General features: G+C 64.3%; 16 protein-coding genes. 5 read left to right on the forward strand and 11 right to left on the reverse strand.

Going from position 1 to position 23,101, the window contains the following annotated elements; genetic code table 11:
* Positions 1–3: 3 nt before the first annotated feature.
* From AC0L24_RS05905 to AC0L24_RS05915, 3 genes are all read right to left on the reverse strand, one after another.
* A complete protein-coding gene (locus AC0L24_RS05905; RefSeq protein ID WP_127809446.1) occupies positions 4–5,301 on the reverse strand; it encodes a beta strand repeat-containing protein in 5,298 nt (1,765 codons plus the stop codon).
* A 196-nt stretch (positions 5,302–5,497) separates the two neighbouring features.
* Complete coding sequence (locus AC0L24_RS05910) at positions 5,498–6,019, reverse strand: AraC family transcriptional regulator (protein ID WP_127809445.1); 522 nt, start codon at positions 6,017–6,019, stop codon at positions 5,498–5,500.
* A 655-nt stretch (positions 6,020–6,674) separates the two neighbouring features.
* Entirely contained in the window at positions 6,675–6,878 is a 204-nt protein-coding gene (locus AC0L24_RS05915) for a hypothetical protein (RefSeq protein WP_164749109.1), read from the reverse strand.
* A 305-nt stretch (positions 6,879–7,183) separates the two neighbouring features.
* Here AC0L24_RS05915 and AC0L24_RS05920 point away from each other — a divergent pair, with 305 nt between their 5' ends.
* From AC0L24_RS05920 to AC0L24_RS05940, 5 genes are all read left to right on the forward strand, one after another.
* Entirely contained in the window at positions 7,184–8,647 is a 1,464-nt protein-coding gene (locus AC0L24_RS05920; protein WP_473563555.1) for a phospholipase D-like domain-containing protein, read from the forward strand.
* 110 nt (positions 8,648–8,757) lie between these two features.
* Positions 8,758–9,606, forward strand: a complete 849-nt coding sequence (locus tag AC0L24_RS05925) for an endonuclease/exonuclease/phosphatase family protein (protein ID WP_292133772.1) — start codon at positions 8,758–8,760, stop codon at positions 9,604–9,606.
* Positions 9,607–9,668: 62 nt separating this feature from the next.
* Positions 9,669–10,004: a hypothetical protein gene (locus AC0L24_RS05930; protein WP_127809442.1), complete on the forward strand. Its 336-nt coding sequence runs from the start codon at positions 9,669–9,671 to the stop codon at positions 10,002–10,004.
* Positions 10,005–10,375: 371 nt separating this feature from the next.
* Entirely contained in the window at positions 10,376–11,248 is an 873-nt protein-coding gene (locus tag AC0L24_RS05935; protein ID WP_473563556.1) for a hypothetical protein, read from the forward strand.
* A gap of 155 nt (positions 11,249–11,403) precedes the next feature.
* Entirely contained in the window at positions 11,404–12,270 is an 867-nt protein-coding gene (locus AC0L24_RS05940; RefSeq protein ID WP_128289215.1) for a hypothetical protein, read from the forward strand.
* Positions 12,271–12,316: 46 nt separating this feature from the next.
* Here AC0L24_RS05940 and amaB read toward each other — a convergent pair whose 3' ends face one another.
* The 8 genes from amaB to AC0L24_RS05980 form a co-directional block, all read right to left on the reverse strand.
* Positions 12,317–13,831 carry an L-piperidine-6-carboxylate dehydrogenase gene (gene amaB / locus AC0L24_RS05945; RefSeq protein WP_127809439.1) on the reverse strand — a complete coding sequence of 505 codons (1,515 nt, stop codon included), beginning with the start codon at positions 13,829–13,831 and terminating at the stop codon, positions 12,317–12,319.
* Between the two features lie 237 nt (positions 13,832–14,068).
* Positions 14,069–15,343 carry an RNA polymerase sigma factor gene (locus AC0L24_RS05950; protein WP_127809438.1) on the reverse strand — a complete coding sequence of 425 codons (1,275 nt, stop codon included), beginning with the start codon at positions 15,341–15,343 and terminating at the stop codon, positions 14,069–14,071.
* Positions 15,340–15,714 (reverse strand): YciI family protein, encoded by a 375-nt coding sequence (locus AC0L24_RS05955; RefSeq protein WP_128289214.1) that lies wholly within the window; start codon positions 15,712–15,714, stop codon positions 15,340–15,342. Before AC0L24_RS05955 ends, AC0L24_RS05950 begins: the two co-directional genes overlap by 4 nt.
* Before the next feature lie 108 nt (positions 15,715–15,822).
* Positions 15,823–16,929: a DNA topoisomerase IB gene (locus tag AC0L24_RS05960; RefSeq protein ID WP_128289213.1), complete on the reverse strand. Its 1,107-nt coding sequence runs from the start codon at positions 16,927–16,929 to the stop codon at positions 15,823–15,825.
* Between the two features lie 99 nt (positions 16,930–17,028).
* The gene (locus AC0L24_RS05965; protein ID WP_128289212.1) at positions 17,029–17,967 is read right to left on the reverse strand and encodes a glycosyltransferase family 2 protein; all 939 of its coding nucleotides are present in this window, start codon (positions 17,965–17,967) and stop codon (positions 17,029–17,031) included.
* 143 nt (positions 17,968–18,110) lie between these two features.
* Complete coding sequence (locus AC0L24_RS05970; RefSeq protein WP_127270501.1) at positions 18,111–18,995, reverse strand: transglutaminase family protein; 885 nt, start codon at positions 18,993–18,995, stop codon at positions 18,111–18,113.
* 66 nt (positions 18,996–19,061) lie between these two features.
* Positions 19,062–21,473: a circularly permuted type 2 ATP-grasp protein gene (locus AC0L24_RS05975; protein WP_473563557.1), complete on the reverse strand. Its 2,412-nt coding sequence runs from the start codon at positions 21,471–21,473 to the stop codon at positions 19,062–19,064.
* A gap of 6 nt (positions 21,474–21,479) precedes the next feature.
* On the reverse strand, positions 21,480–23,101 hold a 1,622-nt coding region (locus tag AC0L24_RS05980), incomplete at its 5' end, for a transglutaminase family protein (protein WP_473563558.1).

The following is a 23,101-nucleotide window of genomic DNA, read 5'->3' on the forward strand; positions in this document are numbered from 1 at the left end:
GTCTCAGTTCAAGGTGAAGCTGATGCCGGCGCCGACACCGACATGCCCACCCGCGGCCGTGCCCGACAGATTGCCCCGGATGCGGCCGTCTTCGCTGGTGTAGCCCGCACCGAAGGCGAACGCGCCTGCGTCCCGCCACAAGCCGCCGCCCGCCGCCAAGCTCAGCTTTCCGGGCCGGTCGTCATAGCGCAGCGAGGCGGCCGCAAGGCCTATTGCGGCCGCCTGCCGCGCCTCGTCGCGGATGCCGCTGATGTCCGAATTGAGCTGGCTGAGCTTCTGGTCGGTATAGTCGTTGGCCTGCTGCAAGGTCGTGACCGCCACCTTGTCGGTGTAGTCGTTGGACGTATCGATAGCGTAGGCTACGCGGTTGTCCGTATAGCTCTTGCCCGCGGTCAGGCCCTGGTTCATCTGGTCGACGTTGACCGCATCGGTCCCTTTGACGCCGGGGCCGACATTGGAGATGACGACCGGCGCGTTGACGTCGCCGCCCTGCAACGTGATGGTGTTCGACTTGACGCCGCCCGGGGCGTCATAGGTCACCGCGTTCTCGGTAAGGTTTCCGACGCCGGCTTTCAGATCCTCGATCGCCGTATTGGTGGCGTAGAGCTGCGAGCCGTTGATCGCATCGGTGCTGTCGGAAGACACGCGGCCGGCAGCGACATTGGTGATCGTCCGCTCGGCGCCGGCGTCGCCGACGCTGACGGTTCCGGTTGGAGTCGTTCCGGCATAAGTGTAGGTCTTGCCGTTGATGACGGTGCTGGAGGTCCCGACGGCGGTCTGCGTCACCGAACCGGAACCGAGCGCCACATCGTTGGCATTGTTTGCTTGCGCGCCCTGACCGAGCGCGACGGCGCCTTGCCCAGCGGCCGTCGAGCCATGTCCCGCGGCCAGGCTGTCGGTGCCGCTCGCCACGCTCTCCGGTCCGATCGCAACGGCGTTGGTGCCGCCGGCGATGCTGTCGGCCAGCGTCGAGTTGGCGTGGAAATACTTGATGCCGCCGCCATTGCTGATGCTGGTCAGCGCATTGTCGACGGCCGTGAAGCCGTCATAGACGGTGGAATAATTGTTGCCCTGGATGTTGTAGGTCGGGCCGGTGATCGAGCCGTCGGGATTGACGGTCGTGCCGCCGCCGAACAGGTTGCTGACGTTTTGCGTCACGCCGCGCAACTGCGAAACGTTGACGCCGTCGGTGTCGGCAGAGCCCGCCGCGACATTGGTGAGCTTGCGTTCGGCCCCGGCAGAGCCAATCGACACCTCGCCGACCGACGTTTGCGGACCGGCGAGCGCAAAGGCCGTGTAGCCTGCCTGCGCGCCGACCGTGGTGATGGACTGCGCACCGAGCGCCACGCTGTTGAGGAAGGTGCTCTGAGCGCCGGCGCCGAGCGCCACCGACTGGATGCCGGACGCCAGCGAATTGGTGCCGAAGGCCAGGCCGTCGGCCAGCATGACATGGGCGTTTTGGCCGATCGCAGTTCCGCCGGGTGCGGTCTGGTCGACGATGGCGCCGTTGCCGATGCCGATGCCGTTGTCGCCGTTGACGACCGTGGTCGGACCGACCGCGACCGACTCTGCCCCGACCGCCAGCGAGTCGCCCGCCGCCGAATTGGCATGGAAATACTTGGTCGAGGTGACCGATACGGCAGCTATGGCGCCGGCGAGTTGGCGCACCGTCACCGCGTCCTGGTCCTGGGTGCCGTCGGCCACATTGGTGATCTGCCGGTACGAGGTGGCATCGCCCACCGAAACGGCACCGAGCAGCGTCTTGTCGGTGGTGTTGTACTGGATGAAGTTGGATGGGCCGGCGGGCAATTGCCCGGTAGTCGGAGCGATCGCACGATCGGAAACCGAACCCGAACCGAGCGCCACGCCGCCGTCGATGCTGGCATTGCTGTCGCGGCCGAGCGCCAGCGCGCTGTCGCCGGTCGCGGTCGCCTGGTAGCCGACGGCGGTGGAGCCGACCCCTTGTGCGAAGGAATCGGTTTGCGCCAGACCGGCCTCGTTGGTGCGGGCGTAGCGGATGCCCTCGCCATTGGCGTCGGTATAGGCGGTCGAGGTATCGCCGGCGATGTTGTTGATCGTGTTGCCGAGATCGGTCACGGAACCGCCAATGGTGCTGAGCGTGGTGCCGATGGCGTCGACGGCCTGGTTGGTGGCGGCGAGCTGCGAACCGTTGATGGCGTCGGTCGACGTCGAACTGATCCGCCCCGCGGCGACATTGGTGATGGTGCGTTCCGCACCGACCGCGCCGACGCTGACCGTCGAAGTCGGAGTGGTACCCTGGAAAGCGTAGGTCGTGCCGTTGATCACGGTGCTCGGCGTGCCGACGGCGACGTCGGTGACACTGCCCGAGCCGAGCGCCACGTCGCCTGCATTGACGGCGCTGGAGAGGGCGCCAAGCGCAATCGCATTCTGGGCGCCGGCATTCGCTCCCGCGCCGAGAGCGGCCGCATTTTGGGCGCCGGCATTCGCTCCCACGCCCACAGCGGTCGCCTGAAGGGCGGTAGCAAAGGAGTTCTGGCCGATCGCGGTGCTGGAGGTGGCTGTCGCGTTGGCATTGGCGCCGATGGCCGTACTGTACTGACCCGAGGCGTTGGAAATGTATCCCATCGCCGTTGCGTCGAGCGCCGATGCGACGGCGCCGCTGCCGAAGGCCGACGCATTGGCGTCGGATGCACTCGAATTGACACCGGCCGCGATGGCGTTCGTCCCCGTTGCGGTCGCGACGGGTCCGATCGCAACGGAGTCCGTGCCCGTCGCCGAGGAGTCCGCCGCCGTCGAGTTGGCATGGAAATACTTGATGCCGCCGCCGACATTGATGTTGTTGACGACGGCGCCAATGGCATCGACCGCCTGGTTGGTGGCGAAGAGCTGCGAGCCGTTGATCGCGTCGGTCGAGGACCCGCTGATCCGCCCCGCGGCCAGGTTGGTGATGGTGCGTTCCGCACCAGGCGCGCCGATGCTGACCGTCGAAGTCGGGTTGGTGCCCTGGAAGGCGTAGGTGGTGCCATTGACCACCCCACTGGCCGTGCCGACCGCCGTGGTGGTCACCGAGCCCGAGCCGAGCGCCACGTCGCCGGAGCTCGCCGCCGCCGTCGCGCCATCGCCAAGCGCGATATTGCCCGCGAGGCCGGCGGCACCCGCGGTCGAGCCGTTGCCCAGCGCCACGGAGCCTTGGCCGATCGCCTTGTTGTTGTTGCCGATGGCGACAGCGCCGTTGGCCATGTTGGCCGCGGTGGCGGTCGCCGTGCCGTCGCTGTTGGCTATGTTGTTGGCGCCGCCGGTGAAGGCGCCGGTGCCGCTGGCGAAGCTGGGATCGCCGATGGCGACCGCGCCGTCGCCGTAAGCAACGTTGTCCGCGCCGATTGCGACGGCCTTGCCGCCGCTTGCGTTTGCGTTGGTGCCGATGGCGACGGCGTCGACGGAGTTTGCGACCGCGTTCGTTCCGGCGGCGATCGCGTTCTGGGCACTCGCGTTCGCGGTATCGCCCATCGCCAGCGCGCTCGCGCCACTCGCCGATGCGCTAACGCCCAGCGCCGTTGCGCGCGCGAGGGTCGCACGGGCGCCATTGCCGAGCGCCACGGCGCCAACATCCGTGCCCTGGGCACCCGATCCAATCGCGACCGAGCCGATTCCACTCGACACGGCGGCATTGCCGAAAGCCAATGCGAAATTGCCTGAGGCGAGTGCGTTGGGGCCGAGCGTTGACGAGCTTATCCCCGTCGCACGGGAATTTACCCCGATTGCGACGGCGAACTGGGCCGATGCCACGCTTGTACGGCCGATCGCCGTGGCATCAGCCACGTTTGCCGTCACGTCCACGCCGATAGCGATCGCGCTCTGAGCGAGAGCCCCCGTTCCGACAGCGGAGCGTGCGCCCAGATAGATGGAATTCACGCCGCTGGCGATGGATCCCGTGCCAATGGCGGCGGCGTTAGTCTGGCTGGCCTGAGCGTTGTGGCCGATCGACGCGGTGTTGCTGACGGCGACACCAATACCGGCATTGGTTCCGATCGCGATGTTGTCGTTGCCGGTGACCAGATTGCCCGCGGAGGCGGAGAGCGTTGCGTCATAGGCAACGGCGCCGTCACCAGTGCCGAGGGCGACATTGCGCTGCCCCGTGACGCCGGAGCCAGCGCCTCTCAAGACGCTTGGGACGCCGCCGCCGACAGCGGTATTCTGTCCGCCGCTGACGAGCGTGCCTGCCGCGATGCCCACCGCGACCGAGCTGGCATTTCCGGTGGTCGAGCCGGCACCCGCACCCTGCCCGACCGCAACCGTGCTGTCGCCGATCGCCACCGCTTGCACCCCGAGTGCCGTTGAGCTGTTGCCGGTCGCCCTAGCAGCGTTGCCGACGGCGACGCCCGAGACTCCGCTGGCGTTGGCGCCGTTCCCGGCGGCGAGAGAATTGCCGCCGGTCGCCTGGCTGACCACTCCCAGCGCTATCGAATTGCCGCCGCTTGCGTTACTACCCGCTCCCATTGCGGTCGCGTTGCCGCCGGTTGCTTGGCTGGTCGATCCAACCGCGGTACCAAAGCTGTTGGCGACGGTCCCCGTGCCGAGGGCGGTCGAACTGTTCCCCGAAGCCTGGCTTACGCTGCCGATAGCGACGGAATTGCCGCCGGTCGCTTGGCTCGATACGCCAACGGCCGTCGCGGCGGCGCCAGCAGTAGCCGTGGAGCCGATGGCAGTCGCGTTCGCCCCGTTTGCGGTGCTGTTGACACCAAAAGCTGATGCTCCATCCACGAGCGCGCGGGCGTTCCCGCCTACGGCAAGAGCATTGACGCCGGTCGCGTTCGCGAAGACGCCTATGCCTATGGCGTTGAGGCCAGTGGCACTCATCGTATAGCCGATGGCGATCGAAGCATTGCCCGTTGCGGTGTTACCGGTGCCTATCGCCACGCCGTTGTCACCATTCACCTTGGCGCCAGCACCAATGGCGGTCGAGGCGGAGCCGGTGGCGCTGGTGGCACATCCGATCGCTGTGCTTTGCACCCCCGCGGAGGGAGTCGTGCAGTTCGCGGTGTTGGTCAGAACCCCGTTACCAATGGCAAGCTGCGCGAACGCCGGCTGCGGGACCATGATCCCCACCACGGCCCCGAGCATCCCGCCAACGCCCAAAGTTCCCAGCCCCAGGCGCTTGCGCCCCATACCGAGCGCACGATGCGCCATCCGCAGCACCGCCATCAGGCGGCGGCGAACCGAGCGGGAACTGACATCGGCCCCCGCGATCCAGTGCCCGGCGAAATGCGCCGCGCGACGCTGAACAAGAAGCGAGCCGTTCGAAAACTGGTTGTCGGTCATGGTTCCCTCTCCGCTGGCCGGCACGAAATGTCTGACAATTCCGCTCCACCGCAGGAAGACATGATTCCTGCCCGCGGTATTTCACGAAATTGCTGCCTTGTGAGAAAAGATCGGAGCAAACCTGCAGAGGTTAACGGCTTGTTACCTTAGCCAATGCTTTAAAACCAAGAAATAAAGCAACGACCTAAGCGCCGCCTCATCTAACCTTGGCGTTAAGCTTGCCCACCCGCAGCTGCAGCGGCGTCACCTGGCGGTATTTCTTCATCACGGTGGTAAAATGGCTCTGGCTTGAAAATCCGCAGGAATGCGCGATATCGGCGATCGTCATGCGGCTGTCGGCAAGCAGTCTTTCAGCCAAATCCAGCCGCAGCTCGAGGACATACTGGTGCGGCGGCACCCCGAACGTCCTCGAGAAAGCCCGCATGAAGTGGTACGGCGAAAGCTCGCAAACAGCGGCCATTTCGGCAAGCGCCAGCTTGCGCGTAAAGTTCTTGTCCAGAAATTCCTGCACGCGGCGTGTGCTGCGGACCGAAAGTCCGCCTTTCGCGTTGAGCGTCGGCTGTCGCAGATTGGTTCCGGAAGCCGGTCCGGGGAAACCATCATCACCCGGCATTTTTCGGCCTCCTGACACGTCCCAGATGAGGTTCAACCGGAGGCCTTCCTCCTCGTTCCCCCGAAAAACAATTCGTGATTGATCGAAGCCGACCGGCATCGCCATTCATCGGATCGTTCCGGCCGGACGGCGAACGATGAATGTCTGCGAGACGGGATCGCGGACGGAGGATATGACACTCCCCCGCGCGGTGACCCTCCTGGGCCCGGCGCTTTCAGGAATTATGTCCAGGACAAATCGAGCTGTCCGTTCTCGATTGACGCCCCGGGAAACGCCGCTTTCCCGAGCATCGTCCGTATTTTTCATTGCCTGGCCTCAGCCGCTTGTCCGCCGCCTGAAATCCCCCTTAGCCCGACCCGGATCCAACGTAACGCACATGGCGCGGAGTGTGAATAACATCCGTACGCAAAGAAAAAATTTTGTTCGGGATAAGAAGACGGACCAGTCAACAAGGCAAGGGCTGGACCATTTCGGAACCTTCGCCGGCGCATTGGCTGACGGAGCATCAAACGAAAAACCCGCCTGTTCGGCGGGTCACTGGCGCAAATCAGCACCATGCACGAATTTATACCTTAGCTGAGGTCACCGAGTCAAGAAAAAATTCCTATCGTGAAAGCTGCCCGCGCAAAAGCTGCCACACCGAGCCCGCTGCCGCGAGGCCTCTGGTTGGCCTGAGTTCGGAGCCCTGCTTCAGGTTTGGACAATTCGACCAATTCAGCAGCCCTTCAAGGCAATGCAGAGCTACCCGATTTGCTGCCGGTCATTGCAGATCGTCGCGACGATTCTCGTACAAATCCCATGTAAGTTCCACAAACCCCAGAAGAACGTCCTCCTCGCTCCACCCGGCAGCGACCGCTGCCTGAACGATCTCACGGACGAGAGGCAGCAATTGGCGTTGGCATTCTGCCGACGTGTCCGCAACTGCGTCATCGCCGGGAGGTCCATCGAAGTTGAATTTCATCATTCAGCGCCCCCCTCGCCATCAATCAAAGTGTTTATATAACTAAATTCATTCCTCCTGATATACAATAGAGGTGGTACCAAAGCATAAGAGGCTTCGGTGGGCCTGGGAAGAACAGGACGATGCCAGGCTTTATGCTTCCCCTGGGTCAGGTTTGTCCTTCTGAACAGGATCTATCGGGGTGCTTCAACCCATCGATCTCTGCGGCCGGTCGAACTCTTCAGCCAAGGCCGCATGCCACCATCCACCGAATGCACGGCACGAGCGGCTGCATTGCCTTCTGCAACCGCTCGCTGGATAGTCTCGGCATGTTGGCGACCCTGGCGACTCACTGGCCGCAAATTCTGGCGATCATCTCCGTGGTGATGGCGACGCTCGGCATCGTCCATGCCGTCATGACCAAGGAAGATGTCCGCGCCGCCACCGGCTGGGTCGGCGTGATGGTGCTGTCCCCGATCCTCGGCGTGCTGATCTATGCCGTCGCCGGCATCAACCGCATTCGCCGCGCCACGATCACCGCCCAGCGCCCGTTTGCCGATGGCGCGGTGTCCGCCAAGCACGAGCGCGACGTCGCTGTCGAAGAGGCTCTGATCGTCGAGCGCTACGGGCAACGGTTCACGGGCTTGCGGACATTGGGCGACAGGGTGGCGCGGCGCGCGCTCAATCCTGGAAATGCAATCGATGTGCTGGAGACCGGCGACGAGGCCTATGCCGCCATGTGCGCGGCCATCGATGGTGCCGAGCGCAGCGTCCTGCTCGAGACCTATATTTTCGACAATGACGCCGTCGGCCTGCTCTTCGTCCAGGCGCTTGCCGGCGCCGTCCACCGAGGCGTCACCGTCCGCGTGCTGATCGATGCCGTCGGCGCCCGCTACTCGGTGCCGAGCATCCTGGGGCATTTGCGCGAGGCCAACATCCCCGCCGATGTCTTCAACGGCAACATCGTCATGGGCCTGCGCCTGCCCTACGCCAATCTGAGGACCCACCGGAAGATCCTGGTGGTCGACGGCATCGCCGCCTTCACCGGGGGCATGAACATCCGAAAAGGCTTCTCCGCCGAATTCGCCGGCTCCAACAGCGCCAGGGACACACATTTCCGGGTGACCGGTCCGATCGTCGCCGACCTCTTTTCGGTCGCCGCCGAGGACTGGCGCTTCGCCACCAACGAGGCGCTGAAAGGCGACGCCTGGCGCATCGCCCCGCTGGCGCCGTCGCCAGGCGCACCGATGATGGTGCGGGCGGTCGCTTCCGGCCCGGATGCCAGCAACGAGACCAACCACAAGCTGCTGATCGGTGCATTCTCGGTCGCCCGCAAGTCTATACGCGTGATGTCGCCCTATTTCCTGCCGGATCGGGAACTGATCAGCGCGCTGATCACCGCCGGCAGGCGCGGGGTCGAAATCGACATCGTGGTGCCGGCGGTGAACAATCTTTTCCTCGTCGACCGCGCGATGATGGCGCAGTTCGATCAGGTGCTCAAACACTATTGCCGTGTCTGGCGCACCGAGGGACCGTTCGACCATTCGAAGCTGCTTTCGATCGACGGCGTGTGGGCCTATGTCGGCTCTTCCAATCTTGACGCCCGATCGCTGCGGCTGAATTTCGAGATCGACTTGGAGGTGCTCGATGCCGGCTTTGCCAGCGAGATCGAGGCGCGGATCGGGTCGGCGATCGCCTCCGCCGTGCCGGTGACGCTGGAAGCTTTGCGAGCCCGGCCGTTTCTTATCAGGCTGTTCGACCGGGTATTGTGGCTCGGTTCACCCTATCTCTAAGGCGGAGGTGCGCTTGAGGAACTCGTCCGTCATGGAACATACGCGGAAATTGCCTATTTTCACTGTATCCGGCTTCTGAATTGATGCCAGCGAGGACGAGCAGCACAGAGATGCACAGAATTGGACGCAGCCTCCCGGCAACCATGCTTCTGTCCCTTCGTGACCGCCGGATGCAGAAAGCGAATGCCGCCGCACTCAAGACGACAGCCACCACCGGCACGCTGGTTGCCTCCTACAATGTCCACAAATGCATCGGCGTCGACAGGAAATTCGACCCGGAACGGACCATCCGCGTCATCCGCGAAATCGATCCGGATCTCATCGCGCTGCAGGAGGCCGACAATCGCTTCGGCGACCGTAATGGGCTTCTCGACCTGCCCCGGCTCGAACGGGAAACCGGCCTGGTTCCGGTGCCGATTTCGGCCACCGGCAAGGGCCATGGCTGGCATGGCAACGTCTTGCTGTTCAAGAAGGGCGTCGTTCGCGACGTGCACCAGATCAAGCTTCCGGGACTGGAGCCGCGCGGCGCGGTGGTGGCGGAGATCGACCTCGATGGAAGCCAGACGCTGCGCATCATCGCCGCCCATCTCGGCCTGCTGCGCCGCTCGCGCTCCCAGCAGGCGCGCGTCGTGCTCGACCTGATGAACAGCCCGGACGAAAGACCGACCTTGCTGCTCGGCGACCTCAACGAATGGCGACTTGGCAACCGCTCCGCTCTCAACACGCTGCATGCAACGTTCGGCCCGCAGCCGCCGGCGGTCCCCACCTTCCCGTCGAACCTGCCACTGCTGGCGCTCGACCGGATCATGGCCAACAGGCACGGCATGATTGCCGCCATTAACGCGCATGACACGCCGCTTTCGCGCGTTGCCTCCGACCACCTGCCGCTGACGGCCTTCGTGCGCCTGGAGCGGGTAGACGATAACGCCTTAATGTCTTCCGCGTCGCAAAGCGTGTAAAATTAGACGGAACGCCCAGTTCTTCCCCGAGTTAACATGTCTCGAACGCGCAGGAGGACGAGATGAAAAAGCTGATTCTGGCTTGCCTGTTGGCATTGGCCGCGACAGCGGCGATCACTGCGCCGACGCACGCGGCAAGCGTGACCATCCAGTCCGACGATGACGACCGATATTTGCCGGATGACGATTCCGATAGTGGGATCGTTATTCGCCGTCACCACCGCGATCGCTATTACGACAATCAGTATGATGGCGACCAGGACGTTCAGTATGACAATGGCGGATACCGGTACGGCGAATATCGCCGCCACCACCGGCATCACCGCTGCCACAAAGAACTGGTCAGGCACTGGCGCCACCACCACAGGGTGATCGAAGAGGTCCGCGTCTGCGGCTGATGCCGATCGTACCAACCGGCCGGCCAAAGCTGGCCGGTTTGGTCGCGTATTGGGCGCGAGAGATGATGCCGCCATGGATCAGTTGAAAACGCCCCTGCAGACTGACGCGCGGCGCGGTTCGCGCAGCTGGATGGCTGATTTTGTCGCGATTGCACTTGGCACGGTAACTCACTCTCCACCATCCCCGTCAAGCCGCAGATCACCGGCCCGCTTCCCAGGGCATGACAACCGGTAGCGGATCCCACCATCAACCGGTCGTGGCCGGCTCCATGTTCGGGTTGGGCTTGCTCTTCGCATTCGGTGCCTCTGGACACAGCTATCGAAGGCTGGAAAATGTAGACGCGACTCCGCTGTTGGAGTTAACTCGGAACATGAGGAGGAAGGCGCTGAATCTGGAAGACATTGCCGGCCATCCGGCCCTGCATCGCTGTGTCCAGGCACAGTCGTTGGCGCTGATCGACATCTATGAAACGAGCCCGCGACTGGCTTCCATTTTCGCCACGCAGCAGCGTTGGCTGATGGGTCATGTCGGCCTTGCCATGCATTTCAGGCGCGATCCGCACGACCGCCGCAAGGAGCTGACGGTATCGCGTTTCATCGAGTTCGTACACCAGCACGCGGTGGCCAGCCGCAACACGGCGGACGCTTTCATCAAGGAGATGCTGCACTATCATGTCGCCGAGTACGTTTCGGGTGGCGACGGGCGCACGCACCCCTTGCAGCCAACGGCGGCAACCGTGCAGACTTTCACCGGCTGGGTCCTTGCTCATCTGCGGACGCTGGATCATCTCGATGGTGCCGACCGGCTGGCCAGCTTCCTGGAGCGGCCCTATATGGTTGCCAGGCTGCAGCCTCTGGTGGCGGACGGCCTGCTTGCCTCCAAGCCGGTGCGCGAGCCCAACCAGACCTTTTCCCTGTTCATCTGGCTCAACAATGGCGGTATCGTCATGGACTGGCTGATGTCGGGCATCGACCCCGATCATGCCGGCCTGGACCGGATTCCGACCAGCGTGGTGTCGATCGGAGATTTCGCCAGATGGCTCAAGCTCTCGCGGACCCACCTCGCCCGCAAGCTGCGCGCTGCCGAGGAACTCGGCAGCATCGGCTGGCTCGGCCAGCGCGGCCATTCGGTGATGTGGGTATCGAACACCTTCTACCAGGAGTACATGACCGTCCAGGCCGCCAAACTGGCCATTGTCGATGCGGCCTTCGACGCCTGTTTTCCAGCCCCGGAAGACCGCTGAAGGATCGGCGCGATCGATATCTGCCCGGACCGAGAACCTTGTCTCCTGGCGATCATAACCTGTTATAGACAGGGCGCGTCTGGACACGGGCCGTGAAGGCTGAAAATGTGATCTGCGTCTTCGTGGCCGTAAGGCTGGATCGGAGCATGGGGGGAATGACGCAGACCTTTGACCATATTGCCGGTCACCCGGCATTGCATCGCTGTGTCCGTGCCCAGGCGCAGGCGATGATCCAGGCCTATGGGACGAACCCGAGGCTTGCCTCGATATTTGCCACCCAGCAGCGCTGGTTGATGGCGCATATCGGCCTTGCCCTGCATTTCAGACGGGAGCCCGATGATTACCGCAAGCAGTTGACGGCGGCGCGTTTCATCGACGTCATCCGGGAGAATTCCGTCGCCAGCCGCAACACCGCCGACGCCTTCCTCAAGGAGATGCTGCATTACAATTTCATCGAGCACCTGCCGGCAACACAGGACGGCCGCATCCGCCCCATTCAGCCAACGATGAACACGCTGGAGACGGTTGCCGGCTGGATGATGGCGCACCTGCACACGCTGGACAGTCTCGACGGTGCGAACCGTCTGGCGACGTTTCTGGAGCGGCCCGATGCTCTCGCCAGGGTGCAGCCGCTGGTGGCCGACGGCCTGATCTCCTCCAGCCCCGTGCGCGAGCCCAGGCAGACCTTTTCGCTGTTCACCTGGCTCAACAATGGCGGCGTCGTCATTGACTGGCTGATATCGGGCGTCGATCCCGACCATGCCGGCCTCGCTGAAATACCGACCGGCGTCGTCTCGATCGGCGATTTCGCCAAATGGCTCAAGCTGTCGCGAACCCACCTGGCACGCAAACTGCGGGATGCCGAAGACCTCGGCAGCGTTGGCTGGCTTGGCCAGCGCGGCAATTCGGTGATGTGGGTGTCGGGCGATTTCTACCGGGAATACATGACCGCCCAGGCCGTCAAGCTGGCTATCATCGATGCCGCGTTCGTCAAGGCCTTCGACTCGCCGGCAGGCAGCTGACCGGTGCGGCATCCCCCGTGCGGGGATGCCCAAGCCGGCGAGCCTTTCAGTCGATATCGAATGACACGCCCTGGGCGAGCGGCAGCGCCTTGGAATAGTTCACCGTGTTGGTGGCGCGCCGCATATAGGCCTTCCATGCGTCGGAGCCGCTCTCGCGGCCGCCCCCGGTTTCCTTTTCGCCGCCAAAGGCACCGCCGATCTCGGCGCCCGAGGTACCGATATTGACATTGGCAATGCCGCAATCCGATCCGTCGACACCCAGGAAACGCTCGGATTCCTGCAGGTCTCGGGTGAAGATCGACGAGGATAGGCCTGCCCCCACGGCATTGTGCTCGTCGAGCACCGCGTCGAAATCCGAATATTTCATCACGTAGAGGATCGGTGCGAAGGTCTCTTCCGTGACCGGTGACACCTGGCTTGGCATTTCGACCAGCGCCGGGTGCACGTAGTACGCATCCGGATGGCCGTTCTCGACCCGCGTGCCGCCGGTCACCTTGCCGCCATGGGCAGCGGCTTCCTTCAGCGCCTTCTGCATGGCGTCGAAGGCCGCCTTGTCGATCAGCGGCCCGACCAGCGAGGAGGTCTCCAGCGGATTGCCGACAGACACACTCTCGTAAGCCTTCTTGAGGCGCGGAACCAAGGCGTCGTAGACGCTGTCATGCACGAACAGGCGCCGCAGCGTCGTGCAGCGCTGGCCGGCCGTGCCCATCGCTCCAAACGCAATCGCGCGCAGCGCCATGTCGAGATCGGCGGTCGGGCAGACGATGCCGGCATTGTTGCCGCCGAGTTCCAGCACCGCGCGCGCAAAGCGCTTGGCCAGCCGCGGGCCGACGTCGCGGCCCATGCGGGTCGAGCCGGTTGCCGAAACCAGCGGCACTTTGGGGTGATCGACCAGGATCTCGCCGACGGCGCGGTCGCCGATCAGCACCGGCGCCAGGCCATCAGGTGCGTCCGCGCCGAAGCGCTCGACCGCACGCTTGAAGATAGCCTCGCAGGCAAGTGCGGTCAGCGGCGTCTTTTCCGACGGCTTCCACACCACTGCGTCGCCGCAGACCAGTGCCAGGGCTGCATTCCACGACCACACAGCCACCGGGAAGTTGAAGGCGGAAATGACGCCGACGACGCCGAGCGGATGCCAGGTTTCCATCATCCGATGGCCCGGGCGCTCGGTGGCGATGGTCAGGCCGTACAATTGCCGGGAGAGGCCTACAGCGAAATCGCAGATGTCGATCATCTCCTGCACTTCGCCGAGCCCCTCGGACGGGATCTTGCCGACCTCGATCGAGACCAGCCGGCCAAGCTCGGCCTTGTGCGCGCGCAGCTCCTCGCCGAGCAGCCGCACCAGTTCGCCACGCCGCGGGCCGGGCACCATGCGCCAGGCCTGGAAGGCCTTGTGCGCGGCATCGATGGTCTTAGCCGCTTCGGCCGGCGAGATCGTCCTCAGCGCCGCGATCTGCTCGCCCGTCACCGGGCTGCGCACGATCAGGTCGCCGCCGACAAGCGTCTCCTTGGCCACACCCAGTTTCGCCAGCAGTTCGGTCGTTTCCTTGCCTATCGTCATTCTTGTCCCTTTCAGATCCAGTCGCTCATAATGCATGTCGCCCAAAAGTGCCCCGGTTTTGGAACAACGACATGCACAAAAGGCATGCCGGTCAAAGCCTGGCGTCATGCTGCCCGCGTGCACAAAGGCACCTCAGGCACGATCATCGCGTGGCATTACTCGTTTCAAGGGAAAATCACCACCCCGGCATGGTCTAAGCCCAAACTGCACGATTGAGCCAGATGGGGCAGATGGCGCTCAGTTTGCCTTCTTGGCCGCTGGGCGTACCGCACCGTCCCTGATCAGCCGGTCGATATGCATGCGGATATGTGCCGCTTCCGCCGCCGTGTTTGCAAGCGCTATGGCGCGGTCGAAGGCGACGCGCGCCTCGTCGCCCCGGTCGAGCTGCATCAAGAGGCCCCCCTTGAGGCCGAAAAAATGGAAATAGCCGGAAAGCCGTTCTTCCAGCGGCTCGATCATGGCCAGCGCCTCTGCCGGTCCACGCACCTTCGAGACCGCGACGGCCCGGTTGAGTGTGACCACCGGCGACGGCTGCATCTGCTCCAGCAAGCGATAGAGCAGGTCGATCTCGTTCCAGTCGGTATCCTCGGCCCTTTCGGCCCGCGCGTGCAATGCGGCAATCGCCGCTTGCACCTGGTAGGGGCCGGGCTTGCGATGGCGTAGCGCCTTGTCGACCAGCGCCAGCCCCTCATCGATCATCTTGCGGCTCCACAGGCTGCGATCCTGGTCTTCGAGCAGCACGATCTCGCCGCTCTCGTCGAAACGGGCCGGTGCGCGCGCATGCTGCAGAAGCAACAGCGCCGTCAGCCCCATGATCTCCGCCTCGGTCTGGAACAACCGCAGCAGGAGCCGTGCCAGCCGGATCGCCTCCTCGCACAGCGGTGCGCGGGCCGGCGCCTCGCCGCTGTTGGTCGAATAGCCCTCGTTGAAGACCAAGTAGACCATGGCGGCGACGGCGGCGAGCCGTTCCGACCGCTCGACCGCGCCCGGCGTCTCGAACGGCACGCCGGCGTCCGCAATGCGCGCCTTGGCGCGAGTGATGCGCTGCTCCATGGCGCTTTCGCCAACCAGGAAGGCGCGCGCGATCTGCTTGACCGTAAGACCGGAGACGATGCGCAGCGCCACCGCGATCTGCTGCGTTGCCGGCAGATCAGGATGGCAGCAGATGAACAGCAGCCGCAATATGTCGTCGCGGTAGTGCGCCCCGTCCAGCCGCTCTGCGATATCGCTCTCGGCGTCCTCCAGATCCGAAACCTGGTCTTCCTCCGGCATCGGCGCCTGCTTGGCGCGCTTGCGCACCGCATCGATGCCGCTGTTGCGGCCGACGAAGATCAGCCACGCCGCCGGGTCGCGCGGCGGCCCGTTCTGCGGCCAGTTCTTCAGCGCCCTGAGGCACGCGTCCTGGAAAGCTTCCTCCGCCGTATCGAGATCGCGGAAATAACGCAGCAGCGCACCCATCGCCTGCGGGCGGGCGGCGCTGATCGCGGAGCTGATCCAGGCCATTTCGGTCATGCGGAAACCTTGGCGGGATTGAAGATCGAGACCGGCCGGATCTCATAGGAGCCGCCGCTCGGGTTGACTTCGGAAAGCTCGCGGGCGAACTCCACCGCCTCGTCGAGATCGGCGCATTCGAGCGTGTAGAAGCCGAGGAACTGTTCCTTGGTCTCGGCGAACGGCCCGTCGATGACGACCGATTCGCCCTTGACCTTTCTCAGGGTCGTCGCGGCGGTCGTCGGCAGAAGCCGTGCCACCGGGCCGAGCCGACCAGCCTTGGCGTACTTGTCCTGAACGTCGAGGAGATTGACCATGACCTCGTCGTCCTGTGCCTTGCTCCAGGAGCAGACTACATCTTCGGAGGCATAGCAGAGGATTGCGTAGAGCATGGCTGGTCCTTTTCTCTGTCAAAGGACGAAACAGTAAGACCGATCCCGACACGACGTCGATAAAAAAATCCAGATGTGGACGGATTTGGCCACGGCCAGCCGCGCCGGTCAGCTTTCTCCCAGTTTCAGCCATCGCAGCACGAGAGCTTCCTCGTCATCGAGACCATCGATGGAGCGTTTGCGTTTGTTGGCTTGCGCCATTTCATTCAGCAACCGCCCCTCGGACCACGCTTCGAAGACCTGCGGATGGATATAGCATTTGCGGCAGACGGCACGCGTATTGCCCAGCCGCTCGGCAACCTTGTCGATGACGCTGTTCATCGCCCTGTTTCGCTGCGCCTGGCTTTGCGGCAGTTCCGTTTGGGCAAACAGCGACGCGGCGTGAATGGTGCCGCCCCAGGTGCGGAAATGCTTCGAACTGAAGGCGTCGCCGACCGCCTCACGGATATAGCGGTTGACGTCCTCGGAGCGGACCGGCCGTCTGTTGCCGTCCTCATCGAGATACTGGAACAGCTTCTGGCCTGGCAGGTCCTGCGCGCCGCGCACAATCCTGGCGATGCGGCGGTCGACCAGCTTCAGCTTCCACTCCTTGCCCGACTTGCCCTTGAAGGCAAAGCGCAGGCTTGAACCGACAATATCCACATGCCGGTCGCGCAACGTGGTCAACCCGAAACTCTTGTTGTCGCGGGCGTAGGCGGCATTGCCGACCCGGATCATCGTGTTGTCAAGCAGCCAGACGACCGCGGCGACGACACGCTCGAACGGCAGACCACGACGGCGCAGATCGCTGTCGATCCTGTGCCGCAGGTCCGGCAGGCTCTCGGCGAAAGCAACCAGGCTCGAATATTTGGCACCATCGCGCTCTTCGGCCCATTGCGGATGATAGCGATATTGCTTGCGTCCGCGCTGGTCCCTGCCGGTTGCCTGGATATGGCCGTCCGCGTCCGGCGAAATCCACACATCCGTCCAGGCCGGCGGAATGACGATCGCCTCGATTCGGGCCCTGGTAGTGTCCGAAACTGTTCCTCCGTCCGGTCCCTTGTAGGAGAACCCCTTGCCTGTTTTCAGCCGCCGGATACCGGGCTCAGCATCACTGACATAGCTAAGCGACGCATGGTCGGCCGAGCTTTGTGCCCCGTTTTTGGGCGCACCATCTGGCGATACAGCGTCCTCGCCAGCCGGTCGGCCGGGCGACAATCCGGATTTTTGCAACATGTCGGCTCCACGCGAATTCCGTAGATAAGCCACTGGCCGACCCCTGGTTCCACCCGCCGTCCGAAAAGCGCCTCGAGCCGATATCGCGCTGGCCGGCGCCTACAGAGCGCCTTGCAGCTTGATCGGCGGCGCCGACAAACGCCGCCGCGCCGCGAGCTTGAACCTGTAGCGCAGGCAGCGCCAAGCTTCTGAGCGCCGCTTCGGCGCGGCCGCGGCTACCGCCAGGAAGCGCGCCGCGGTGCTCAGATCGCCGCGCGCATAGTGGACCCGGGCGATCTTGAGGGCGACAAGCCCTTCCCTGGCCTTGAGCGCCGACAACGGGATGTTGCAGTCGGTGAGTGTGCGCAGTTCCCGGCGCCAGTCCAGAAAGCGCCGCACCGGGTTGAGGGCAAAGCGGTCATCGGAACGTACCGGCGAAACCTCATAGACCATGACAGGTTGCGAGACCATGGCGAGCGATGCCTTGCTCATCAGCCGTGCCCAGAACAGCGTGTCCTCGTCATAGGCCATTCCGATGGGGAACCGCGTCTCGCCGATCAGGGTCCGCGATGCCAGAACGCTGCCCACGGCGACCGAACGTATGTCGCCTTTCACATAGGCCGAGGCATTTGCCAGGCACGCAGCCTGATAGCCGTTCGGCATCTTGATCTGCCGGTCCTGGCCGTTCACCCGTCGCCGGTAGGCACCCACGATCATGTCGGCCTCCGGCTGCTCCCGGGCCTTGCGGAGCAGTGCGCGCAACCCGCCCCGCAGATGCAGGTCGTCGGCATCGATCAGGTAGACCCAGGAATAGACCGCTTCGGCCAGCGCCAAATTGCGGGCACCGCCTGCATCGCGGCATTTGGCCGACAGCACGCGCAGCGGCAACGAGAGTTGTGCCGCGGCCTCCCGCGCGATGGTTGCCGTGCCATCGGTCGACGCATCGTCGACCAGCAATATCTCGCCGATGATCTCGGCCTCGCTGCGTAGCGATGCCAGCGTTGCAGCAATGGTCGCCGCCGCGTTACAGGCAGGAATGACGACGCTGATTGCTCTCAATTACAAAACCTCGCGCCATGCGCTTGAGGATACAACTACCGTCACCCCGAAACGAATACAGACTAGCGGCCGCATCGGTATTTGAGAAGCAGTCTTGTCCATCCCGAATTGCGGCGCAAATACCGCTGCGTGTACGACCTGCTTCAGGCTCTTTCGAGCACGACCGGAATGACGTCGACAGCTTGCTCGCCAACCTGTCCCCCCGTGGTCTTGAGCACGCCGACGATCGGCGCCACGTCCGAATAGTCGCGGCCGTGGCCGACGGTGATATGGTCGTTGCTGGCCCGCATGCCGTTGGTCGGATCGAATTCCTGCCAGCCCGCATCGCGCCCGCACCAGACCTTGACCCAGGCATGCATGGCATCGGCGCCTTCCAGCCGGGGCTTGCCCTTCGGCGGGATGGTGCGCAAGAAGCCGCTGACATAGCCGGCCGGAATACCGAGCCCGCGCAGGCCGGCGATCATGATGTGTGAAAAGTCCTGGCAGACGCCGCGCTTCAACTTGAAGGCATCACTGGCCCGGGTCCGCACCGTTGTCGCTTCGCCGTCATAGGTGAAATCGCGATGGATGCGATTGCACAGGCTCACGGCCGTGCCGGCGGCAGAGCCGGCGATGCTGTCGCGTGCGTAAGCGGTGATCGCATCGTCGATGCCGGCATGGGTGCTGGCCGTCAGGAAGTGGTGCGGTGCATCAGGTGCCAGAGACCGCATCGCGGCGAGTTCTTGCCTCAGCCGGGCGATATCGGGCGACACGTCGAGCCCGGGCTCGGGCCGAGACACCGACACGCGGGCGCTCATCCTGATGTCGAGCGCGTCATGCGCGTCGCGAAAGGCGATCGAGGTGACGTTGTTGCCGAAGAAATCGGAAAAGTCGGAACGTTCGTTGGGTGCCGGCGCAAAGGACAGGGATGCGGCGATGACACGCTGCACGCCTGATATCGTCGACGGCAGTACGCGCACCTGATGACGACCGCCGCCGGCCGCTGCAGCGTAATCGTAATGCAGATGAAGCCTGATGTCGTAGAGCATGTTCTATTTTTCTGCCTTTGCGCAGGTTCTTGTCGCAAAACCGTGCGACACTTTTGCGGAACCTGCTTAGCCGAAATAGGCTTTGGCGAGGCTGTTGTAGAGGCCGCCGATTTCAAAGGCGAGGTCGTCCAGCGCCTTTGCCGTCATATCCGAAGGCTCCTTGATGGCGATCTGGGTGTTGAGCTGCAGGATTTCCTTCGCCGCCGGCGACATTTGTCCCTCGCCGCCGAGTGACGGCAACAGGCCGATTTCGGCTTTCAGCCTTTCGAGCTGGAACAGGATCGAGCGCGGATTGAGCGGATCGAGCGCCAGCAGGTCGATCACCGTGCGCCGACCGGCCTGCACCGGATATTGGCGGCGATGGGTCATCACGCTGTCGCCGATCTCCAGCATCATGTCCAGCGCGCCGTCCGGCGCCTTGGCGCTGGTCAGCCGCGACAGCGTGCGGGAGATCTGGATACCGCGCTCCAGCCGGCGGCCGATCTCGAGGAAGCGCCAACCGGCGAAGCGGTACATGTTCTCGTGCAGCAGGCCGGAAAAGCCGGCGAGCTTACGCAGGATGACTGTCATCGCCCGGGTCGCGTCGTCGCCGGGCGCGACCGTCGTTGCGAACTGATGGATGGTTTTCGACAGGTCCTTCAGCGCCAGCCAGCCATCGGGCGAGAAGCGGTCGCGGATCTGCCCGGCGCTGTAGACCGCACTATCCAGCGTGCCGATCAGCCCTGACGGGATCGCTGTCTCCACATCGATGCCGAAAGGGTCGAGATAATCCCTGATGTCGGCGAGCAGCGGCATATCCGGGTCGGAGGTTTCGGCCAGCCGCACATGGTAGGCGCGCAGGATACGCACCGTGTCTTCCGAGCGCTCGATATAGCGGCCGAGCCAGGTCAGGTTCTCCGCCGCGCGACTGGGCAGGCTGCCGGGCCTGGTGCGGCTGAAACTGTCGCCTTCTTGCGGCAGCAGCGTCTCGCGCTCCACCGGTTTGTCGCTGACAACCCAGACATCCGCCGCCTGGCCGCCACGCTGCATGGCGATCGCCGTCGGGTCGAGCGACAGGCCGATACGGGCAAAACCGCCCGGCATCACCGTCCAGCCTTCCGGCGTTCGCGCCAGGTAGACGCGCAGGCTCGCTGGCCGCGGCTCCAGCCAGCCGCCGACATAGACGGGCGTCGTCGAAAGCGTCACCGCTTCCTGGCCGACGAAATCGCCGCCGTCACGTTCAATGCGCGCCACCAGTTCCGCCCGCTCACCGGCCGACAGAGCCGAGCCTAGCTTCGTCGAATCGTCGTCCTCGAAGGCAAGCCTCGTCGACAGCGCCGGCCCGATCACCATGCGATCGATATTGGCCAGCACATGCGCGCGCTCGGTAGCTTGCCCACACCACCATGTCGCGACACTTGGCAGCAGCAATTCCTCGCCCCGCAAGGCCCGTGAAATCTTGGGCAGGAAGGCAAGCAGCGCGCGCGTCTCCATCAGGCCGGAGCCCAGTGCATTGACGGTAGCAACCGCGCCCTGGCGGATCGCCTCGACCAGGCCCGGCGTGCCGATCTGCGAATCCGGGCGCAGTTCCAGCGGGTCGGCGAAGGCGGCGTCGAGCCGCCGCCACAACACGCTGATCGGCATCAGGCCGGAAACCGTGCGCACCATCAGCCGGCTGCCGGAGACGGTCAAATCCTCGCCTTCGAGCAGCATGATGCCGAGGTAGCGGGCGATGTAGGCGTGCTCGTAATAAGTTTCGTTGAGCGGCCCCGGCGTCAGGATGGCGACGCGGCCGTCGGTCTCCTTGGCCATGCCGATCAGCGCGTCGCGAAAACGGCGGAAAAAGCCTGCAAGGCGGTGCACATGCATCTCGCCATAGATGTCGGACAGCGCGCGTGTGGTGGCGACGCGGTTTTCCAGTGCGAAACCGGCGCCGGACGGCGCCTGCGTACGATCGCCCAGCACCCACCACTGGCCGTCAGGTCCGCGGCCGAGTTCGAAGGCGCAGAAATGCAGGAAGTGGCCGCCCGCCGGCCTGGTGCCGACGACAGGCCGCAAATATTCGGGGCTGGCGGCGATCAATCCCGCCGGCAGGATGCCTTTCTCGACCAGCCGGTTCGGCCCGTAGATATCGGCGATGGTTTCCTCGAACAGGTCGGCGCGCTGCACGAGGCCGGCGCTGATCGCCGCCCACTCGCTCTCCTCGATGAGAACCGGGACATGCGCCAGTGGCCATTCGCGCTCATTGGCACCGGCCTTGTCATAGACGCGGTAATAAACGCCGGCATCGCGCAGATATTGGTCGGCGCGGGCAAAGCGCTGGCCGAGCTTTTCAGCGCCAAGTTCCTCGAGCGCCTCGACAAAATGCTTCCAGGCCGGGCGAGGATTGCCTGACGCATCGACCATCTCGTCGACGACGCCGTCGATCGGCTGGTAGTGCTCCAGCAGGCTGTGGGTCTGCGGCTTGCCGCGTCCCCTCTTGTGATTCCCCTTTGCCATCGCTGATCAGAGTCTTGCCGGCCGCCGAAGGTCAAGGGTCATCGGGAAATCTTCCGCCGGTTGTTCTTCACGGATCACATAGGCGGATGGCGTATGGCCGCGCGGTTCGAAGCGGGCGAGCCGCCGAGCTTCCGCCTCGTTGCCATTGACCGGAAAGGTGTCGTAATTGCGCCCGCCGGGATGGGCGACGTGGTAGACGCAGCCGCCGACCGCACGTCCCGACCAGCGGTCATAGATGTCGAAGACCAGCGGCGTGTTGACCGGCAGCGCCGGATGCAGGCCCGATGCCGGCTGCCAGGCCTTGAAGCGGACGCCCGCCACCGCCACTTCGCGATTGTCGGTGACCTTCATAGGCACGATGCGGCCGTTGCAGACAACTGCGTGACGCTCCGGGTTCAGCCCTTCGGTCTTGATCTGCAGCCGTTCGACCGAGGAATCGACGAAACGCACGGTGCCGCCGATCGCGCCTTGCTCGCCCATGACATGCCAGGGTTCGAGCGCCTGCCGCAGTTCCAGCTTGATGCCGGCATGCTGAACCTGACCGCAGAAGGGGAAGCGGAATTCGAGCTGGGCGTCGAACCATTCGGGCCTGAATTCGAAGCCGTTGAGCTTGAGGTCGTCGAGCACGTCGAGGAAATCGGCCCAGACACAATGCGGCAGCATGAAACGATCGTGCAGTGAGGTGCCCCAGCGCACGAAGCGGCCATCGAGCGGGCTCTTCCAGGCACGGGCAATGATCGCCCTGACAAGCAGTTGCTGCGCGAGGCTCATGCGTGCATTGGGCGGCATCTCGAAGCCGCGGAATTCGACCAGTCCCAGCCGACCGGTCGGTCCGTCCGGCGAAAACAGTTTGTCGATGCAGATTTCCGAACGATGCGTATTGCCGGTGACGTCGGTCAACAAATTGCGGAACAGCCGGTCGACCAGCCATGGCAAGGGTGCGTTGCCCTGGTCCGGATGCGGTACCTGCGCCATCGCGATCTCAAGCTCGTAGAGCGAGTCGTGACGCGCCTCGTCGAAGCGTGGCGCCTGGCTGGTCGGCCCGATGAACAGGCCGGAGAACAGATAGGACAGCGACGGATGGCGCTGCCATTGCAGCACCAGGCTCTTCAGCAGGTCCGGCCTTCGCAGGAAGGGGCTGTCATTGGGTGTCGCACCGCCGACCACGACATGGTTGCCGCCGCCGGTGCCGGTGTGGCGGCCGTCAATCATGAACTTGTCGGCGCCAAGCCGTGTCTGCCGCGCTTCCTCATAGATCGCCGTCGTCGTCGCCACGCAATCCTGCCAGTTGGAAGCAGGATGGATGTTGACCTCGATGACGCCGGGATCAGGCGCGACGCGGATGACGTTGAGGCGCGGATCGTGAGGCGGGCCGTAGCCCTCGATATGCACGGGAAGGCCGATCGCCTTCGCCGCGTTCTCGGCCGCAGCGACCAGTTCGAGATAGTCTTCCAGCGCCTCGACCGGCGGCATGAACACGCAAAGCCGCCCATCGCGCGGCTCGACCGAAAGCGCGGGGGGCCCCCCCCCCCCCCGCGCGGGGGCCGGGGGGGCGGCCCGGGCCGGCTGGGCGGTCGCCGCGGGGGACGATGCCGCGGGCTGGCGGCGCGCCCGCGCGTCGGCGCCGG

Source organism: Mesorhizobium sp. WSM4809 (assembly GCF_055811655.1).

Excerpts from the sequence above, each read along its gene's own strand:
- AC0L24_RS05905 (WP_127809446.1), bottom strand. The coding sequence starts at position 5,301 with ATGACCGACAACCAGTTTTCGAACGGCTCGCTTCTTGTTCAGCGTCGC.
- AC0L24_RS05910 (WP_127809445.1), bottom strand. The coding sequence starts at position 6,019 with ATGGCGATGCCGGTCGGCTTCGATCAATCACGAATTGTTTTTCGGGGG.
- AC0L24_RS05915 (WP_164749109.1), bottom strand. The coding sequence starts at position 6,878 with ATGATGAAATTCAACTTCGATGGACCTCCCGGCGATGACGCAGTTGCG.
- AC0L24_RS05920 (WP_473563555.1), top strand. The coding sequence starts at position 7,184 with ATGTTGGCGACCCTGGCGACTCACTGGCCGCAAATTCTGGCGATCATC.
- AC0L24_RS05925 (WP_292133772.1), top strand. The coding sequence starts at position 8,758 with ATGCACAGAATTGGACGCAGCCTCCCGGCAACCATGCTTCTGTCCCTT.
- AC0L24_RS05930 (WP_127809442.1), top strand. The coding sequence starts at position 9,669 with ATGAAAAAGCTGATTCTGGCTTGCCTGTTGGCATTGGCCGCGACAGCG.
- AC0L24_RS05935 (WP_473563556.1), top strand. The coding sequence starts at position 10,376 with ATGAGGAGGAAGGCGCTGAATCTGGAAGACATTGCCGGCCATCCGGCC.
- AC0L24_RS05940 (WP_128289215.1), top strand. The coding sequence starts at position 11,404 with ATGACGCAGACCTTTGACCATATTGCCGGTCACCCGGCATTGCATCGC.
- amaB (WP_127809439.1), bottom strand. The coding sequence starts at position 13,831 with ATGACGATAGGCAAGGAAACGACCGAACTGCTGGCGAAACTGGGTGTG.
- AC0L24_RS05950 (WP_127809438.1), bottom strand. The coding sequence starts at position 15,343 with ATGACCGAAATGGCCTGGATCAGCTCCGCGATCAGCGCCGCCCGCCCG.
- AC0L24_RS05955 (WP_128289214.1), bottom strand. The coding sequence starts at position 15,714 with ATGCTCTACGCAATCCTCTGCTATGCCTCCGAAGATGTAGTCTGCTCC.
- AC0L24_RS05960 (WP_128289213.1), bottom strand. The coding sequence starts at position 16,929 with ATGTTGCAAAAATCCGGATTGTCGCCCGGCCGACCGGCTGGCGAGGAC.
- AC0L24_RS05970 (WP_127270501.1), bottom strand. The coding sequence starts at position 18,995 with ATGCTCTACGACATCAGGCTTCATCTGCATTACGATTACGCTGCAGCG.
- AC0L24_RS05975 (WP_473563557.1), bottom strand. The coding sequence starts at position 21,473 with ATGGCAAAGGGGAATCACAAGAGGGGACGCGGCAAGCCGCAGACCCAC.